Here is a 17,390-nt window from a genome sequence, read left to right as displayed (position 1 = left end):
GCCGTACACACAATTCGAGGTGGGAAACGGGAATGGCTGAAACCGATACATCGCTGGGGTATGAGCAGGCGCGCGACGAACTCGTCGAGGTCGTCCGCAGGCTGGAGGCCGGCGGCACCTCGCTGGAGGAGTCCCTGGCCCTGTGGGAGCGGGGCGAGGAGCTCGCGCAGGTCTGCCGGCACTGGCTGGAGGGGGCCCGCGCCCGGCTGGACTCGGCGCTGGCGGCCCGGGAGGCCGGGGCCCCGGACGGGGACCCGGAGGATGGCCGGAAGTGATCCCCCTCACCCCGACGCGGATTTAGTTGAACTTTCATCTATCCCCGTCGTAAAGTCGGGGCATCGGCTTCACCCCCCTGCACGTAAGAAGGCTTTCCGATGTCTCTCGTCCTTGACTCCGCCGCGCAGGACCTGCTGTTCCGCGAGGCTCGCACCGTTGGTTCGTTCTCCGACGAGCCGGTGACCGAGGAGCAGGTCCAGGCGATCTACGACCTGGTGAAGTACGGCCCCACCGCCTTCAACCAGACGCCGCTGCGCATCACCCTGGTCCGCTCGGCCGAGGCCCGCGAGCGCCTCGTGCAGCACATGGCCGAGGGCAACAAGGCCAAGACCGCCGCCGCCCCGCTGGTCGCGATCCTCTCCGCCGACAACGAGTTCCACGAGGAGCTCCCGCACCTGCTGCCGTACTTCCCGCAGGCCAAGGACGTCTTCTTCACCGAGCGCCCGGTCCGCGAGCGGTCCGCGCTGCTGAACGCCGCGCTCCAGGCCGCGTACTTCATCGTCGGCGTCCGCGCCGCCGGCCTGGCCGCCGGCCCGATGACCGGTGCGGACCTCGCGGGCCTCCAGAAGGAGTTCCTGGACGACGACCACACCCCGCTGATGGTCGTCAACATCGGCAAGCCGAGCGACGAGCCCGCCGCGTTCGACCGCGCCCCGCGCCTGGAGTTCGACCAGGTCGTCACGACCGTCTGAGCCCCGCGCCACGAAGAAGCCGCCCGCCCCGGATCCCGGGGCGGGCGGCTTCTTCGCATCCGAAGGACAGGCCCTAGCCGGCGGCGGGCGTCTGCTTGAACTCCAGGGCCGCCGCCATCGCGCCGAGCTGCTCGAAGGGGGCCGTACCGGTCACGACGGTGACGTAGCCCTCCCCCCGCCGGACGAGCGCGTCGTACTTCTCGCCCTCCCAGCGCTCCCAGGCGGTGTCGCCGACCTGCTGCGTCTGCCCGGAGGCCTTCGCCTGCTGGGTGATCTTCGCGAGGTACTTGTCGGACGGCTCGCTGGACTGCTCGACGGCCACGTACTGGTCCTGCGGGTCGAGGAAGCCGAGGTGCCAGGAGTTGGCGTTCTTGCGCTCGTACTCCACCGACGTCGCCCGCCACTCCTTGGCCAGGCCGACGGGCGCGGCCAGCGGGTACGGGGCCGCGCGCCGGGCCGTGATCGTCTCCACCCGGTAGTCGACCACGCGTGTCGGATCGCCGTCCTCGTCATGCGGGATGAAGATGTAGATCCCCCCGACGACGAGACCGATCACCGCCAGCGACCGGACCATGTCCCAGATCGTCTGCTTGCCTTTCATACCTGCCACGGCACCATCGTCCCGCATCGCCGGGAGCGATCACCGCCCGGGGGGCGGCGCGGCGGACCCGGGTGGACGCAAGACGTCCGCTCAGGCCAATCCGCTGACCGATACGCCGCTCATACGTGCCCCGGTCTGCTCAATTTATCGACGTACCGATAGAGTTCCAGCACCCTCACATCCCGGCCGTCGTCGTACAGAAAGGTGCGCTCCGATGACCGAGCACAACCTGCCGCCCCAGCTCGAAGTCTCTCCCGAGGCCCCCGACCGCAACCTCGCCCTCGAACTCGTCCGGGTGACCGAGGCCGCCGCCATGGCCGCCGGCCGCTGGGTCGGGCGCGGCGACAAGCTCGGCGCGGACGGCGCCGCGGTCAACGCCATGCGCACCCTGATCTCCACCGTCTCGATGAACGGCGTCGTCGTCATCGGCGAGGGGGAGAAGGACGAAGCCCCCATGCTCTTCAACGGCGAGCGGGTGGGCGACGGCACCGGCGCCGAGGTCGACATCGCCGTGGATCCGATCGACGGCACCACCCTGAACGCCAAGGGCATGCCGAACGCCATCGCCGTGCTCGCGGCCGCCGACCGCGGCACCATGTTCGACCCGTCCGCGGTCTTCTACATGGAGAAGCTGGTCACCGGTCCCGAGGCCGCCGACTTCGTCGACATCAACGCCCCGGTGTCGGTCAACATCCGCCGCGTCGCCAAGGCCAAGAACATGGCCGTCGAGGACGTCACGGTGATCATCCTGGACCGCCCCCGCCACGAGGGCATCGTCAAGGAGATCCGCGAGACCGGCGCGCGCATCAAGTTCATCTCCGACGGCGATGTCGCGGGCTCGGTCATGGCGGTGCGCGAGGGCACCGGCGTGGACCTGCTCCTGGGCATCGGCGGCACCCCCGAGGGCATCATCTCGGCGTGCGCCATAAAGTGCCTCGGCGGCACGATCCAGGGCAAGCTGTGGCCGAAGGACGAGGCCGAGCGCCAGAAGGCCATCGACGCGGGCCACGACCTGGACCGGGTCCTGCACACCAACGACCTGGTCTCCGGCGACAACGTCTTCTTCGTCGCCACCGGCATCACGGACGGCGAGCTGCTGCGCGGCGTCCACTACCGCTCCGAGACCGCCACCACGTCCTCGCTGGTCATGCGCTCGAAGTCGGGCACGATCCGGCAGATCGACTCGACCCACCGCCTGTCGAAGCTGCGCGCGTACAGCGCGATCGACTTCGACCGCGCCCAGTAGGAGCGGCCGCCGGTCCGGCCGACGGCAGACGAGAGGGGCGGTTCCCGTGTGCGGCGGGACCGCCCCTCCGGCGTTTCCTGAACGGCTTTCCTGAAACGGCTTTCCTGAACGTTTTCCCGAACTGAACGACTTGAACGGCCTTCCCGATTCCGGAACGGTGCTTCCTAGCCGGCGGCGGCGATCGGCCCGGCCCCCGGGCCCTGGCGCAATTCCGCCGCCCGGCGGCGCCTGCGGGCCAGCACCACCCGGCGCTCGGCGGCCGTCAGCCCGCCCCAGACCCCGTACGGCTCCGGCTGGAGCAGCGCGTGCTCCCGGCACGCGACCATGACCGGACAGCGGGCGCAGACCCGCTTGGCGGCCTCCTCGCGCGACAGCCTGGCGGCGGTCGGCTCCTTGGAGGGGGCGAAGAAGAGCCCCGCCTCGTCCCGGCGGCACACCGCCTCCGCGTGCCATGGGCCGTCCTCTTCCCTCGCCGGCACCCGCGGCTTCGGCACGGCGGCCGAACGCCCCTGAAGGCTCTGTACGGCGGCTACCTGCAGGGACTGATGCGGCGGATGCTGCACGGTCTACTCCTGACGACGTATACGCGAGCGAGAGACGATGCACCTGTCCCTACCCGCTGTACGCGCCCCTATGCACCCCGTGCCAAGCGGGGCGGGGCTTCGACCGAAACATGACGCTGACATGAGCCCGTGGGACGGCCCTACCCCTCCAGGCGCTTGCGCGACTTCAGCGCCAGGTCCACCAGGCGCGCGCCGGGCTTGGGCCGGGCCTCGATGTTGCCCAGCAGCGCGAAGCCGCGCACGATCACGACGGGTGCCTGCGGGTCGGTCTCGCCCCGGCCCTCGCCGCGCACCTCGAAGTTGCCGAGGACGCCGCTGCCGTAGCCGCGCAAGGTGACGTTCTCCGGGACCAGGACCTCGACGTTGCCGAGTACGCACGTCACGTTGATCTCCGTGACCTGCTGCTCGAAGACGGCCTCGGTGAGGTCGATGCTGATGTCACCCATGACGGAGACGGCCCGGGTGTGCGCGCCCGGCCGCCAGCGGCCCTTGCGGGCGGAGCTGCTGCACACGGCGACGACGGTGTCGAAGGCCGCGCCCGCCGCCGGACCGGCGGCGCAACCGGCCCCGGCTGTCGGGACCTGAGGGGTGACGCCGGGCACGGGCAGGTCGCGCACCAGCACCTCCAGCTCGCCGACCGTCTTCACGGCGTACAGCGAGTCGAGGCGCTCGGAGTGCTCGTCGGCGGTCAGCCGGCCCTCCGCGACGGCATCGGCGAGGATCTGCGCGATCCGGTCCCGGTCGGCGTCGGAGGCGCGCAGATCGGCGGGCGCGGCGGGGGCGGCGGCGTGCTTTTCCAAGTCCACGCCGCCCAGCATAGCCAGACACGATAGATCGCGATAGCCATGGACGATCCCGTCGCGGCGGCCAGGGCCTGTCTTTCGGATCAGGCCCCGCGAACCCGGCCCGATCCGAAAGACAGGCCCTAGTGAGCCTTACCTCACAAGCACGGCTTCCGGGGGAGGTCCTACGCTGGATAGCCGCGCTGCCAAATTGGTCGTCAGCGCTGTCTGCCGAGTGAGGATTGACTGCCGTCATGTCGAATAGCCCCCGCCCGCCCAGCCCGGCGTTCGAGTACACCGATCTCCTCCCCCTGGGCGAGGACACCACCCCCTACCGGCTGGTGACCGCGGAGGGCGTCTCGACCTTCGAGGCCGACGGCCGTACGTTCCTCAAGGTCGAGCCCGAGGCGCTGCGCACGCTCGCCGAAGAGGCGATCCACGACATCCAGCACTTCCTGCGCCCCGCGCACCTCGCGCAGCTGCGCCGGATCATCGACGACCCCGAGGCCTCGTCGAACGACAAGTTCGTCGCGCTCGACCTGCTGAAGAACGCGAACATCGCGGCGGCCGGCGTCCTGCCGATGTGCCAGGACACGGGCACGGCGATCGTGATGGGCAAGCGCGGCCAGAACGTGCTGACGGAGGGCGCCGACGAGGAGGCCCTGTCCCGCGGCATCTTCGACGCGTACACGCGCCTGAACCTGCGCTACTCGCAGATGGCCCCCCTCACCATGTGGGAGGAGAAGAACACCGGCTCGAACCTGCCCGCGCAGATCGAGCTGTACGCGACCGACGGCGGCGCGTACAAGTTCCTCTTCATGGCCAAGGGCGGCGGCTCGGCCAACAAGTCCTTCCTCTACCAGGAGACCAAGGCGGTCCTCAACGAGGCCTCCATGATGAAGTTCCTGGAGGAGAAGATCCGCTCGCTCGGTACCGCGGCCTGCCCGCCGTACCACCTGGCGATCGTGGTCGGCGGCACCTCGGCGGAGCACGCGCTCAAGACCGCGAAGTACGCCTCGGCCCACTACCTGGACGAGCTCCCCACGGAGGGCTCGCCGCTCGGCCACGGCTTCCGCGACGTCGACCTCGAACAGCAGGTCTTCGAGCTGACCCAGAAGATCGGCATCGGCGCGCAGTTCGGCGGCAAGTACTTCTGCCACGACGTGCGCGTCGTCCGCCTCCCCCGCCACGGCGCGTCCCTCCCCGTGGCGATCGCCGTGTCCTGCTCGGCGGACCGCCAGGCGACCGCGAAGATCACCGCCGAGGGCGTCTTCCTGGAGCAGCTGGAGCGCGACCCGGCCCGCTTCCTCCCGGACACCACGGACGAGCACCTCAGCGACTCCTCGGACGTCGTCTCCATCGACCTGAACCAGCCGATGGACGACATCCTCGCGACCCTGACCAAGCACCCGGTCAAGACCCGGCTGTCCCTGACCGGCCCGCTGGTCGTGGCGCGCGACATCGCGCACGCCAAGATCAAGGAGCTGCTGGACTCGGGCGCGCCGATGCCGCAGTACCTGAAGGACCACCCGGTCTACTACGCCGGTCCCGCGAAGACCCCCGAGGGCTACGCCTCGGGCTCCTTCGGCCCGACCACGGCCGGCCGGATGGACTCCTACGTCGAGCAGTTCCAGGCGGCGGGCGGCTCGAAGGTCATGCTGGCCAAGGGCAACCGCTCGCAGCAGGTGACGGACGCGTGCGGTGCGCACGGCGGCTTCTACCTCGGCTCGATCGGCGGCCCGGCGGCGCGCCTCGCGCAGGACTGCATCAAGAAGGTCGAGGTCCTGGAGTACGAGGAGCTCGGCATGGAGGCGGTCTGGAAGATCGAGGTCGAGGACTTCCCGGCGTTCATCGTCGTGGACGACAAGGGCAACGACTTCTTCCAGAACCCGGCCCCGGAGCCGACCTTCACCCACATCCCGGTCCGCGGCCCGGGCCTGGCCTGACCCCCCGCGGCGCCCCCGCCCCGGGGGCGCCGCGCACGGGGCGCGGTGAAGTGTCACGAGCTGTTCGCCCACTGGTGCGGCATGCTGCGCCTGCCGGGCCGGCGCGGCCGGATAACGTCTGTGGCATGACCCGGCTGTTCCTCTCCACCGCCCGCGCGACCAGGGTGGTCGCCCATCGCGGGGCCTCCCACGAGCATCCCGAGCACACGCTCGCCGCCTACCGGCAGGCCATCGCCGACGGGGCCGACGCCCTCGAATGCGATGTGCGGCTCACCGCCGACCGGCGGCTCGTCTGCGTCCACGACCGGCGCGTCGAGCGGACCTCCGACGGGCGCGGGGTCGTCTCCGAGATGACGTACGAGGAGCTGGCCGCGCTCGACTTCGGCGGCTGGAAGGGCGCGGAGCACCGCGGCGCGCGGGTGCTGCTCTTCGAGGACCTGCTGGGCGAGGCGCTGGCCGCGGACCGGCCCGTCGGGCTGGCCGTCGAGACCAAGCACCCGACACGGGCGGGCGGGGCGCTGGAGGCCGAGCTGGTGAGGGTGCTCCGGGAGTACGGGCTCGCCGACGGCGCCGGCGGGCGCGTCGAGGTGATGAGCTTCTCCCGGACCGCGCTGACCCGGATGCACCGGCTCGCGCCGGGGCTGCCGGCCGTGTACCTGATGGAGCGGCGGCTGCGGCCCGCGCGGCCGCCGTACGCCACGCACGCGGGTCCGGGGATCGAGCTGGTCCGCCGGGATCCGGGGCTGGTCGGCCGGCTGAAGGCCCGGGGGCTGTCGGTGCGGGTGTGGACCGTGGACGAGCCGGAGGACGTGGAGCTGTGCCTGCGCCTCGGCGTGGACACGATCATCACCAACCGGCCCCGGGAGGTACGGGAGCACCTGTACGCCCTGTGACCGTCCGACGTACGGCCACCCGGCCGGGGTGCGCCGGCCGGGTGTGGGGGGGATTCGGGTCGATCGGGATTCGGTCGACCTGAGTGCGGGGCGATCTGAGTGCGGGTCGGTCGGAGTGCGGTCGGCGCGGTTACGCGAAGCGCTGCTTCGCCGAGCCGTCGCAGGTCTGCAGGCGCAGCGGCTCGTGCGCGGCGGCCACGGTGAGGCACATGCCGGTGGCGGCCGCGGGGCGCAGGGTGGCGCCGTCGCGGACGAACCGCTGGTTGGCGCCGCCGTGGCAGTTCCAGAGGATCAGGCCGGCGCCGGCGCCGTAGTCGGCTCCGGGGACGTCCAGGCAGCGGTCGTGGGTGAGCTCGACGTGGACGGACTTCGTCGCGGGGTCGTACCACCAGCCCTGGTTGCGGCCGCCGTGGCAGTCCCACCCGACCACCTTGGTGCCGTTCGCGCTGGCGCCGCCGAAGGAGTCGAGGCAGTTGCCGGTCGCCTCGTTCTTCAGGGGCGCGTAGAGGGAGTCCCAGGCTCCGGCCTGGAGGACCGGGGTGCCCGTGCTCGCCGGGTCGGCGCAGGAGGCCTCGCGCAGGCCCGAGTCGTACAGCTGGGTCAGGCAGGACGCGAAGGCGCCGTGGCCCCGGTAGTTGGGGTGGAAGGACTGCCGGGCGGTGTTCTCGTCCCACGGGAAGTGGTCGCCGAGGTCCAGGTAGAGGCCGCGGGCCCAGGCGTCCTCCATGCACACCTCGTGGCCGTGGAAGAGGCGGGAGTTGTCGAGGTAGGTGGCGCCCGCCGCGAGGGCGGCGGCGCGCACGCCCTTCTCGAAGGCCGGCACCGCGACGTTGCGGCCCCACTGCGCGTCGGAGTCGTAGCCGGCGCAGCCGCCGGGGAGCTTGCCGGGGAAGGCCGGGTTGTCGTAGAAGTCGGGGCCGATCGGGCTCGGGTAGCCCATCACGACGAGCTTGTAGTCGGAGTCGGCGTAGCCGGCGTCGCGCATGACCGTCTTGAGGTCCGCGACGGTCGCCTCCACCTTGGGCTTCAGGCCGTCGACGCGGGCCTGCCAGCCCGGGGAGTACTTGGGCTCGCAGGTGCCCTGGCTGAGCACCCAGCGGGTGACGCAGTCGGTCATGACCGGGCCGAACTGGAGGTCGTCGTTGGCGCCGGCGACCAGCAGCACCATCTTGATCTTCGTGTTGCGGGCCTTGATGGCGAGGCTGTCGCTCTGCACCAGCTCGTCGGCGTACTGCTTGCTGCCGCCGATCCGGATGTTGCCGGTGTAGCCGCCGGAACAGGCGACGTTGAAGGTGAGGTCGGCCGGGATGCCGGTGCGGAGGATCGCGGAGTCGGGCGAGCGGTGGCACTGGTTGGCGGACGTGTTCGTGGCGGGGTCGTAGTTGCCGACGCCCTCGCCCGAGATCTCGCTGTCGCCGAGCGATATCAGGCCGGTCTTGCGCTCGTTCAGCGGGCGGATCGCCGGGTCGCCGTAGATCCTGGTGGCCTCCGCCGCGCGGACGGCCTCCAGTTCGGGCGGCAGCGGGGTCACGGCCGCGGCGGGGGCGGCCGCCTGGGCCATGGGGGTGACGGCGGTGACGCCCCCGAGGGCGGCCGCGACCGCCGCGACGGCGGCGAAGGTAGATCTGAGCCCGGGTCTGGTACGTACACGTGTCATGAACGCCTCCCCTGTCGGTGTTACCCACGGTATTTACTGGCCGGTAGGGGAGTTGGGAACACTTCGAACAAGACAATTGCTCAACTTTTTGAGGAGGCAATGAACATGACCGATGATCAGACCACCGGTGCGACCCCCGGCTCCCACCGGATCGAGCACGACTCGATGGGAGAGGTGCGGGTCCCCGCGCACGCCAAGTGGCGGGCCCAGACCCAGCGCGCCGTGGAGAACTTCCCCGTCTCCGGGCAGCGCCTGGAGCGCGCCCACATCGAGGCCCTCGCCCGGGTCAAGGGCGCGGCCGCCGCGGTGAACGCGCGCCTGGGGGTGGTGGACGAGGACCTCGCCGGGGCGATCCGCTCCGCCGCCGCCGAGGTCGCGGAGGGCCGCTGGGACGAGCACTTCCCCGTCGACGTGTTCCAGACCGGGTCCGGGACCTCGTCCAACATGAACGCCAACGAGGTGATCGCCACCCTGGCCACCGAGCGGCTCGGCCGGGAGGTGCACCCCAACGACCACGTCAATGCCTCGCAGAGCTCCAACGACGTGTTCCCGTCCTCCATCCACATCGCCGCGACGGCCGCCGTCACCCGCGAGCTGATCCCGGCCCTGGAGCACCTCGCGGCCGCCCTGGAGCGCAAGTCCGCCGAATTCGCCGAGGTGGTCAAGGCCGGCCGCACGCACCTGATGGACGCCACCCCCGTCACCCTGGGCCAGGAGTTCGGCGGGTACGCCGCCCAGGTCCGCTACGGCGTCGAGCGGCTGCGCGCCGCCCTGCCGCGGCTCGCGGAACTGCCGCTCGGCGGGACCGCGGTGGGCACCGGGATCAACACCCCGCCGGGATTCTCGGCCGCCGTGATCGCCGAGGTGGCCGCCGCCACCGGGCTGCCGCTGACCGAGGCCCGCGACCACTTCGAGGCCCAGGGGGCGCGGGACGCGCTGGTCGAGACCTCGGGGATGCTCCGTACCGTCGCCGTCTCGCTCACCAAGATCTGCAACGACCTGCGCTGGATGGCCTCGGGCCCGCGCACAGGATTGGCCGAAATCAATCTGCCCGACCTCCAGCCGGGGTCCTCGATCATGCCCGGAAAGGTCAATCCGGTGGTCCCGGAGGCCGTGCTCATGGTCGCCGCGCAGGTGACGGGGAACGACACCGCGGTCGCCGTGGCGGGCGCGGCGGGCAATTTCGAGCTCAACGTGATGCTCCCGGTGATGGCGAGGAACCTGCTGGAATCGATCCGGCTGCTCGGCAACGCGAGCCGTCTGCTGGCCGACCGGACGATCGACGGAATCACCGCCAACGTGGCCCGGGCCAGGGAGTACGCCGAGTCCTCGCCCTCCGTGGTGACCCCGCTGAACCGCTACATCGGGTACGAGGAGGCCGCCAAGGTCGCCAAGAGGTCCCTCGCCGAACGGAAGACGATCAGGGAGGTCGTACTGGACTCCGGCTACGTCGACCGGGGTGACCTGACCCTGGAACAGCTGGACGCCGCCCTCGACGTCCTGGGCATGACACGACCCTGAAAAACGTTTCTCCCCGGGGGCCGGATCCGGTCGTTTCCCGCGCCCGCACACCTCGGTGACCTGCACCGCAGCGGGCGCGGGGGCACCAGCCCTAAGATCTGCGCATGACAGGCACCGGAGGTCGCGGGGGCGGCGACGCGCAGAACACGCGCTGGACGGGTACGCGCTGGGCGCCCGGGGAGCGGATCCTCTGGCGGTACCGCGATCACGCCCCGGGGCCGAAGGGCCAGGTCCACATCTGCCGCCCGGTGACGGTGGTCCAGGACACCCCGGAGCTGCTGGCCGTGTGGATGGCCCCCGGCACCGAGTGCGTCAAGCCGGTGCTCGCCGACGGCACCCCCGTCCACGCGGAGCCGCTCGCCACCCGCTACACCGCGCCGCGCACCACCGTACGGGCGCGCTGGTTCGGCACCGGGGTGCTGAAGCTGGCCCGGCCCCAGGACCCGTGGTCGGTGTGGCTGTTCTGGGAGCGCGGCTGGCGGTTCAAGAACTGGTACGTGAACCTGGAGGAGCCCCGCGCCCGGTGGGCCGGCGGGGTGGATTCCGAGGACCACTTCCTGGACATCGCCGTGCACCCGGACCGCAGCTGGCAGTGGCTGGACGAGGACGAGTTCGCACAGGCCCAGCAGCTCGGCCTGATGGGCCGGGAGCAGGCGGCGCGGGTCCGGGAGGCCGGGCTCGCCGCGGTGGAGGTCATCCGGGCCTGGGGGCCGCCCTTCCGCGACCGCTGGCAGGACTGGAGACCGGATCCGGCCTGGGGTGTTCCGGTCCTCCCCGAGGACTGGGACCGCACCCCGGCGCATATGACCTCATGAGACCCTTGATGCGCCCCCGGGGTTCAAACGTAGGATCGTCCTCCGCTGGGTGGCACGCGGTGCACCGCGTGCCCGTACATCCGTAAATAACGTGCCGTACACGGAACTTGACCGGAGATCAACGCAGAGCGAGAGGTAACGAGCGGGACGCGGAACCTCGGGGCGGTGGTGCCCCTGCCGCTGAGCGGGTATACCGCGACTGACCGAGTTGAGTGCAGCGCACATCGAGCGCGAACGGACGGAATTCCACGCGTGACGGAGTACCCCACCTCCCAGGAGGGCCCGCAGCCCGTCGCCTCCGGCGGAGGAACGGATGACGCCGGCCACGGCAAGGCCCCGATCGCGGCCGCCGAGGCCGTGCGCACGCATGCGCAGGTCCCGGGCGACGAACCGGGCGGCGCCGGCGCGGCGGGCTCCGACGCCCGCCCGCACTCCGAGACCTCCGGCCTGCCCCGGCCCCGGGCGACGGCCGACCCGGCCGCCGGCGAAGGCGGCCAGGTCAGCGCCCGCACCCGGGACGGCGCGGCCGCCCGCAACGCCGCGGACGCCATCGACACCGGAGCCGACGCCGACGCCCTGGACGGCGAGGCCGGAGCCGGCCCGTCCGGCGGCGGCGTGATCCCCGAGATCAGCTCCGCCCGGCGGGAAGGCGACCGGCTGCGGTTCGTCGGCGCCGCCACCCGGCGGATCGCGCGCGGCATCGACCTCGACGAGATCGTGCTCGGCCTGTGCCGGGCCACCGTGCCGACCTTCTCGGACGCCATCCTCGTCTACCTGCGCGACCCCCTGCCCGTGGGCGACGAACGCCCCGTCGGCCCGGTCGTTTTAAGGCTCCGGCGCACCGACCGGCTCCGGCCGATCGACGACCTGACCGGAGCCGAGAGCGCCCAGACCGCGGGCGTCCCGGCGCCCACCGGGCTGATGGGCGGCGCGGGGCTCCTCGGCGGCCTCGGGCTCCTGGGGGCCTCCGGCGAGCTCGACTTCAGCCAGCTGCCGCTGGTCGGCCCGCAGGGTGACCTGCCCGCCGCCGAGCTGTGCGAGATCCGCTCCGGCGGGGCGCTCGCCGAGGTGCTGCGCGGCGTCCGGCCCGTCTTCGGGTCCTCGGCCGCCGCCAAGGCCGCCCTCCCGGAGCTGCTGGGCTCCGAGCACCCCGTACCGCGCGGGCAGCGCGCCATCCTGGCGCCGCTGCGGGGCCGCCGCCGCGTCATCGGCGCGGCCGTGTTCCTGCGCACCCCGGACCGGCCCGCCTTCGAGACCAACGACCTGCTGGTCGCCGCCCAGCTGGCCACCCACACCGCGCTCGGCATCGACAAGGCCGTCCTGTACGGCCGCGAGGCGTACATCGCCGACGAGCTCCAGCGCACCATGCTCCCCGACGGCCTGCCCCAGCCCACCGGGGTCCGCCTCGCTTCCCGCTACCTGCCCGCCGCCGAGACGGCCCGGGTCGGCGGCGACTGGTACGACGCCATACCGCTGCCCGGCAGCCGGGTCGCGCTCGTCGTCGGCGACGTGATGGGCCACTCCATGACCTCCGCCGCCATCATGGGCCAGCTGCGGACGACGACCCAGACGCTGGCGCAGCTCGACCTGCCGCCGGCCGAGGTGCTGCACCACCTCGACGAGCAGGCGCAGCGCCTCGGCTCCGACCGGATGGCCACCTGCCTCTACGCCGTCTACGACCCCGTCTCGCACCGGATCACCATCGCCAACGCCGGTCACCCGCCGCCCGTGCTGCTGCACCTGGGCGGCCGTGCCGAGGTGCTCCGGGTGCCTCCCGGCGCCCCGATCGGCGTCGGCGGCGTGGACTTCGAGGCCGTGGAGCTGGACGCGCCCGCCGGGGCCACCCTGCTCCTCTACACCGACGGCCTGGTGGAGTCCCGGCTGCGCGACGTGTGGACCGGCATCGAGCAGCTCCGCGAGCGGCTCGCCACCACCGCCCAGCTGACCGGCCTGGACCACCCGCCGCCGCTGGAGGCGCTCTGCGACGACGTCCTCGACATGCTCGGCCCGGGCGACCGCGACGATGACATCGCGCTGCTCGCGGCCCGCTTCGACGGGATCGCGCCGAGCGACGTCGCGTACTGGTTCCTGGACCCGGAGGAGACCGCTCCGGGCCGGGCCCGCCGGTTCGCCCGCCGCGCGACGACCCGGTGGGGCCTGGAGGAGCTCCAGGACTCCCTGGAGCTGCTGGTGAGCGAGGTGGTCACGAACGCCGTGCGGTACGCGGAGCGGCCCGTCACGCTGCGCCTGCTGCGTACGGACGTGCTGCGCTGCGAGGTCGGTGACGACTCCCCTCAGCTGCCCCGCCAGCGCCGCGCCCGGGACACCGACGAGGGCGGCCGCGGCCTGTTCCTGGTCAACCGGATGGCCCGCCGCTGGGGCGCGACCAGGCTCAGCAGCGGAAAGGTGGTCTGGTTCGAGCTCTCGTTGCCGGGAGCGCATGATCGGCGTTGACTGGGTAGGCGTGTGAGGAGACGAACCGACCGACCCCAGGGGAGGGCGCCTCGTGACCCAGGAAGCGCGGAAGATCCCGTACACGACCACCAACACCGGGATTCCGGTGGAGAGCGACGAGCATTCGCTCACCATCGGCCCGGACGGCCCGATCCTGCTCCAGGACCACTACCTGATCGAGAAGATGGCCCAGTTCAACCGCGAACGGGTCCCCGAACGGGTGGTGCACGCCAAGGGGTCGGGCGCGTACGGCGTCTTCCAGGTGACCAACGACGTCAGCCAGTTCACCAAGGCCGACCTCTTCCAGCCGGGCCGCAGGACCGAGATGCTGGCCCGGTTCTCGACGGTCGCGGGCGAGCAGGGCTCCCCCGACACCTGGCGGGACCCGCGCGGCTTCGCCCTGAAGTTCTATACGAACCAAGGCAATTACGACCTGGTCGGCAACAACACGCCGGTCTTCTTCGTACGCGACCCGAGCAAGTTCCAGGACTTCATCCGCTCGCAGAAGCGCCGTCCCGACAACGGGCTGCGCGACCACGACATGCAGTGGGACTTCTGGACCCTGTCCCCCGAGTCCGCGCACATGGTGACGTGGCTGATGGGCGACCGGGGCATCCCGAGGTCGTACCGGCACATGAACGGCTACGGCTCGCACACCTACCTGTGGGTCAACGGCGGCGGCGCGAAGTTCTGGGTGAAGTACCACGTCAAGACCGACCAGGGCATCGAGTTCCTCACCCAGGACGAGGCCGACCGGATGGCGGGCGAGGACCCGGACCTCCACCGCCGTGACCTGTACGAGTCGATCGCGCGCGGCGAGGTGCCGACGTGGACGATGTACGTCCAGGTCATGCCCTTCGAGGACGCGCCGGACTACCGCTTCAACCCGTTCGACCTGACCAAGGTGTGGCCGCACGAGGACTACCCGCTGATCGAGGTCGGCCGGATGACCCTGGACAAGAACCCGGACGACTACTTCATCCACATCGAGCAGGCCGCCTTCGAGCCCTCCAACCTGGTGCCGGGCATCGGCCCGTCACCGGACAAGATGCTGCTGGGCCGGCTGTTCTCGTACCCCGACACGCACCGGTACCGGATCGGGGCGAACTACGCGCAGCTCCCGCCGAACCGGTCCCGCTCGCAGGTCTCCTCGTACGCGAAGGACGGCGCGATGCGCTTCGAGGCGTCGGCCGCGGCCCGCCCGTACGCGCCGAACTCGTACGGGGGCCCGGCGGCCGATGTCGGCCGCTTCGGCGAGCCGGCCGGCTGGGCCACGGCGGGCGAGATGGTGCGGGAGGCGTACGCGCTGCGCAGCGCCGACGACGACTGGGGCCAGCCGGGCACGATGGTGCGGCAGGTGCTGGACGACGCGGCGCGCGAGCGTCTCGTGGCGAACGTCAGCGGGCACCTGTCGGACGGGGTCAGCGGCCCGGTGCTGGAGCGCGCCTTCCAGTACTGGCGCACCATCGACAAGGCCGTCGGCGACCGGATCGCGGCGGCGGTCTCGGGCGGCTGAGGCGCGGGCGCCCGGAAGCGGAACCGTAAGCGAGAACACCGCCGCCCCGCGGCGCGAGCGCTGCGGGGCGGCGGTGTCGGTACCGGCTATCCGGTGGGCGTCAGTTGCCCGGGACGGGCAGTATCGGCGGCGGCTTCACCGGGCTCTGGCTGGTGCTCGGCTTCACCGGGCTCTGGCTCGTGCTCGGCTTCACCGGGCTCTGGCTGGTGCTCGGGTCCGGCTTGGTCGAGCTCTGGCTCGGGTCCGGGCTGGTGCTCGGCGAGCGGCTGGTGCTCGGCGACGAGCTGGTGCTCGCGGACTGGCTCGGCGAGGACGAGGGGGAGGTGCTGCGGCTCGGTAGCTGCGGGGTGCCCATCTCGGCGTCCGGCAGCTTGAAGTCGCCCGTCTTGACGCCCTTGAGCGCGGCGAGGGTGTAGGCCTGCCAGATCTCGGCGGGGAAGGTACCACCGCCGGCGCGGCCACCACCGGCGGCGCCGGTCAGGGTGACCTGCGTGTGGGTGCCCGGCTCCTCACCGAAGATCGCCACGACGGTGACGAGTTCCGGGGTGTAGGCGGTGAACCAGCCGGCCACGTTCTTCTCGGTGGTACCGGTCTTGGCGGCGGCCTCGTAGGCGGAGCTCTTGACGACCTTCGCCGAGCCCTCGTTGACGACACCGGTGAGCACCTTGGTGACGGTGTCGGCGGTCTCGCGGGTGATGGCCTGGCCGCCGATGGCGGGGGTCGGCTTGAGCTGCCGGTCCTTGTGCGTCGCGCTCTTGACGATGGTCGGGGTGACCTTCTTGCCGTGGTTGTCGAAGGTGGCGTAGACGCCGGCCATCTCCAGCGTGTTGGCGCTCATGGTGCCGAGCGTCATGGCCGGCTTGTCGGCGGGCCAGCCGTCACGGTCCTGCATGCCGAGTTCGAGGGCCGTCTTCTTCACGGCGGACGGCTTGGTGTCCACGATCATCTGCGCGTACACGGAGTTCACCGACCAGTTGGTGGCCTCCTGCACGGTCATCATCGGGTCGCCGTAGTCCTTGTCGTCCTGGTTCTGCGGGTTGAACGGGACGTCGCTGCCGACGACCTTGCGCTTGCTGGTGCCGTCGTAGAGCGTGTTCGGGTTGATCGGCTTGTGGTCCTGGGTGGTCGCCTTGGTCTCCAGGGCGGACGCGAGCACGATCGGCTTGAAGGTCGAGCCGGGCTGGTAGTCGGTGCGCAGGGCGTTGCTGTTCCACTGCTGGGACCGGCCCAGGCCGCCGTACATGGCGACGATCGCGCCGGTCTTCGGGTCCACGGAGGTGGCGCCGGCCTGCACGCTCTGGTCGACGGGGCGCTTCTTGGTGTCCTTGCGGTCGAGCTTGGACTCCAGCTCGTCCTGGACGGCCTTCTCCATCGCCGCCTGGCGGTTCTTGTCGATGTTGAGGGTGATCGTCCAGCCGCCGGCCTTGAGCTCCGACTCGGGGATGCCCTGCCGGTCGAGCTCGTCCTCGGCGGCCTGGACCAGGTAGCCCTTCTGGCCTTCCATGCCCGGGGGCGCCTTGGGCTGGATCGGCTCCTGGAACTTGATTTCCTTGCGCTTCTCCGGGGTCAGCTTCTTCATCTCGACCATGTTGTCGAGGACGGCGTTGAAGCGGATCATGACCAGCCGCTTGCCGTTCGGGCCGGCGGTCGCCCAGTCGTACTGGCTGGGGGCCTGGATGACGGCGGCGAGGTAGGCGCCCTGCTCCAGCGTCAGCTTGTCGGCGTCGACGCCGTAGTAGGCCTGGGCCGCGGCCTGGATGCCGTAGGCGTTGCGGCCGTAGAAGTTGGTGTTCAGGTAACCGGCGAGGATCTCGGGCTTCTCCATGCGCTGGTCGACCTTGAGGGAGATGATCAGCTCCCGGACCTTGCGCGTCGCCGACTGGTCCTGGGTCAGGTAGTAGTTCTTGACGTACTGCTGGGTGATCGTCGAACCACCGGCCTTGCCCTTGCCCGTGACGGTGTTGAAGAGGCCTCGGGCCACACCCATCACGTCGATGCCGCTGTCCTTGTAGAAGGACTTGTTCTCGATCGCGATGAAGGCCGTCTGGACGTCCTCCGGGATCTTGCTGATCGGGAGGATCTCGCGGTTGAGGCCGCCGGTGCGCGCCATGAGCGAGCCGTCGGCGTACTTGTAGACGTTGCTCTGGAGCGTCGCCTTCTCGTTCGGGTCCGGCGGCTCCACGGAGTAGTACAGGAACACCAGGGCGCCCATGCCGAGCAGCATCAGCCCGAAGAAGGTTCCGAGGATCTTCTTCCAGGTGAAGAAGCGACGTATGCCCTTCGGCTTGCCGGCGCTGCCCTTGCCGTCCTTGCCACTCTTGGCGCGCCCGCCCGGTGCCCGCCGCGCTCCGCGCTGCTGCTGCGCCCGTCGCGCTTCTGCTCGGCCCATCGCTCCCGCTCCGCTCGATTACCCCCCCGACGTCAGCTC

At 71.2% G+C, this 17,390-nt stretch carries 14 protein-coding genes; 9 read left to right on the top strand and 5 right to left on the bottom strand.

Going from position 1 to position 17,390, the window contains the following annotated elements:
- Positions 1-32 precede the first annotated feature (32 nt).
- Together EES41_RS23495 and EES41_RS23490 are read left to right on the top strand one after the other, a co-directional pair.
- Positions 33-275 carry an exodeoxyribonuclease VII small subunit gene (locus EES41_RS23495; RefSeq protein WP_123080202.1) on the top strand — a complete coding sequence of 81 codons (243 nt, stop codon included), beginning with the start codon at positions 33-35 and terminating at the stop codon, positions 273-275.
- Positions 276-374: 99 nt separating this feature from the next.
- Positions 375-968 carry a malonic semialdehyde reductase gene (locus EES41_RS23490; protein WP_123080201.1) on the top strand — a complete coding sequence of 198 codons (594 nt, stop codon included), beginning with the start codon at positions 375-377 and terminating at the stop codon, positions 966-968.
- Between the two features lie 73 nt (positions 969-1,041).
- Here EES41_RS23490 and EES41_RS23485 read toward each other — a convergent pair whose 3' ends face one another.
- The gene (locus EES41_RS23485) at positions 1,042-1,569 is read right to left on the bottom strand and encodes a DUF4245 domain-containing protein (protein ID WP_254211780.1); all 528 of its coding nucleotides are present in this window, start codon (positions 1,567-1,569) and stop codon (positions 1,042-1,044) included.
- A 214-nt stretch (positions 1,570-1,783) separates the two neighbouring features.
- Here EES41_RS23485 and glpX point away from each other — a divergent pair, with 214 nt between their 5' ends.
- Entirely contained in the window at positions 1,784-2,815 is a 1,032-nt protein-coding gene (glpX, locus tag EES41_RS23480) for a class II fructose-bisphosphatase (RefSeq protein ID WP_030159594.1), read from the top strand.
- A 164-nt stretch (positions 2,816-2,979) separates the two neighbouring features.
- On the opposite strand, the gene EES41_RS23475 is transcribed toward glpX, so the two are convergent.
- Both EES41_RS23475 and EES41_RS23470 read right to left on the bottom strand, forming a co-directional pair.
- The gene (locus tag EES41_RS23475) at positions 2,980-3,354 is read right to left on the bottom strand and encodes a WhiB family transcriptional regulator (RefSeq protein WP_123082649.1); all 375 of its coding nucleotides are present in this window, start codon (positions 3,352-3,354) and stop codon (positions 2,980-2,982) included.
- A 164-nt stretch (positions 3,355-3,518) separates the two neighbouring features.
- The gene (locus tag EES41_RS23470; protein WP_123082648.1) at positions 3,519-4,184 is read right to left on the bottom strand and encodes a DUF1707 domain-containing protein; all 666 of its coding nucleotides are present in this window, start codon (positions 4,182-4,184) and stop codon (positions 3,519-3,521) included.
- Between the two features lie 230 nt (positions 4,185-4,414).
- Between EES41_RS23470 and EES41_RS23465 the strand changes: the two genes are divergently transcribed.
- Together EES41_RS23465 and EES41_RS23460 are read left to right on the top strand one after the other, a co-directional pair.
- On the top strand, positions 4,415-6,106 hold the full coding sequence (locus tag EES41_RS23465; protein ID WP_123080200.1) for a fumarate hydratase: 1,692 nt from the start codon (positions 4,415-4,417) through the stop codon (positions 6,104-6,106).
- Between the two features lie 125 nt (positions 6,107-6,231).
- Positions 6,232-6,999, top strand: a complete 768-nt coding sequence (locus tag EES41_RS23460) for a glycerophosphodiester phosphodiesterase (protein ID WP_123080199.1) — start codon at positions 6,232-6,234, stop codon at positions 6,997-6,999.
- Positions 7,000-7,129: 130 nt separating this feature from the next.
- Here EES41_RS23460 and EES41_RS23455 read toward each other — a convergent pair whose 3' ends face one another.
- Positions 7,130-8,656 (bottom strand): ricin-type beta-trefoil lectin domain protein, encoded by a 1,527-nt coding sequence (locus EES41_RS23455; protein ID WP_123080198.1) that lies wholly within the window; start codon positions 8,654-8,656, stop codon positions 7,130-7,132.
- Between the two features lie 105 nt (positions 8,657-8,761).
- Between EES41_RS23455 and EES41_RS23450 the strand changes: the two genes are divergently transcribed.
- The 4 genes from EES41_RS23450 (at position 8,762) to EES41_RS23435 (ending at position 14,962) form a co-directional block, all read left to right on the top strand.
- On the top strand, positions 8,762-10,177 hold the full coding sequence (locus EES41_RS23450; RefSeq protein ID WP_123082647.1) for an aspartate ammonia-lyase: 1,416 nt from the start codon (positions 8,762-8,764) through the stop codon (positions 10,175-10,177).
- Between the two features lie 104 nt (positions 10,178-10,281).
- Positions 10,282-10,992, top strand: coding sequence for a DUF402 domain-containing protein (locus EES41_RS23445; RefSeq protein WP_123080197.1), 711 nt, complete (start codon positions 10,282-10,284; stop codon positions 10,990-10,992).
- Between the two features lie 252 nt (positions 10,993-11,244).
- The gene (locus EES41_RS23440) at positions 11,245-13,446 is read left to right on the top strand and encodes an ATP-binding SpoIIE family protein phosphatase (protein ID WP_174261721.1); all 2,202 of its coding nucleotides are present in this window, start codon (positions 11,245-11,247) and stop codon (positions 13,444-13,446) included.
- Between the two features lie 52 nt (positions 13,447-13,498).
- Positions 13,499-14,962 (top strand): catalase, encoded by a 1,464-nt coding sequence (locus EES41_RS23435; protein WP_123080196.1) that lies wholly within the window; start codon positions 13,499-13,501, stop codon positions 14,960-14,962.
- A gap of 100 nt (positions 14,963-15,062) precedes the next feature.
- On the opposite strand, the gene EES41_RS23430 is transcribed toward EES41_RS23435, so the two are convergent.
- The gene (locus EES41_RS23430) at positions 15,063-17,351 is read right to left on the bottom strand and encodes a transglycosylase domain-containing protein (RefSeq protein WP_123080195.1); all 2,289 of its coding nucleotides are present in this window, start codon (positions 17,349-17,351) and stop codon (positions 15,063-15,065) included.
- Positions 17,352-17,390 lie beyond the last annotated feature (39 nt).

Source organism: Streptomyces sp. ADI95-16, assembly GCF_003721495.1.
Lineage (GTDB): Bacteria > Actinomycetota > Actinomycetes > Streptomycetales > Streptomycetaceae > Streptomyces > Streptomyces goshikiensis.
Note: the sequence above shows the minus strand (reverse complement) of the source record. Positions and strands in the feature narration are given on the sequence as shown.

Coding starts and splice junctions, on each gene's coding strand:
- EES41_RS23495 (WP_123080202.1), top strand. CDS start 33: ATGGCTGAAACCGATACATCGCTGGGGTATGAGCAGGCGCGCGACGAA.
- EES41_RS23490 (WP_123080201.1), top strand. CDS start 375: ATGTCTCTCGTCCTTGACTCCGCCGCGCAGGACCTGCTGTTCCGCGAG.
- EES41_RS23485 (WP_254211780.1), bottom strand. CDS start 1,569: ATGAAAGGCAAGCAGACGATCTGGGACATGGTCCGGTCGCTGGCGGTG.
- glpX (WP_030159594.1), top strand. CDS start 1,784: ATGACCGAGCACAACCTGCCGCCCCAGCTCGAAGTCTCTCCCGAGGCC.
- EES41_RS23465 (WP_123080200.1), top strand. CDS start 4,415: ATGTCGAATAGCCCCCGCCCGCCCAGCCCGGCGTTCGAGTACACCGAT.
- EES41_RS23460 (WP_123080199.1), top strand. CDS start 6,232: ATGACCCGGCTGTTCCTCTCCACCGCCCGCGCGACCAGGGTGGTCGCC.
- EES41_RS23455 (WP_123080198.1), bottom strand. CDS start 8,656: ATGACACGTGTACGTACCAGACCCGGGCTCAGATCTACCTTCGCCGCC.
- EES41_RS23450 (WP_123082647.1), top strand. CDS start 8,762: ATGACCGATGATCAGACCACCGGTGCGACCCCCGGCTCCCACCGGATC.
- EES41_RS23445 (WP_123080197.1), top strand. CDS start 10,282: ATGACAGGCACCGGAGGTCGCGGGGGCGGCGACGCGCAGAACACGCGC.
- EES41_RS23430 (WP_123080195.1), bottom strand. CDS start 17,351: ATGGGCCGAGCAGAAGCGCGACGGGCGCAGCAGCAGCGCGGAGCGCGG.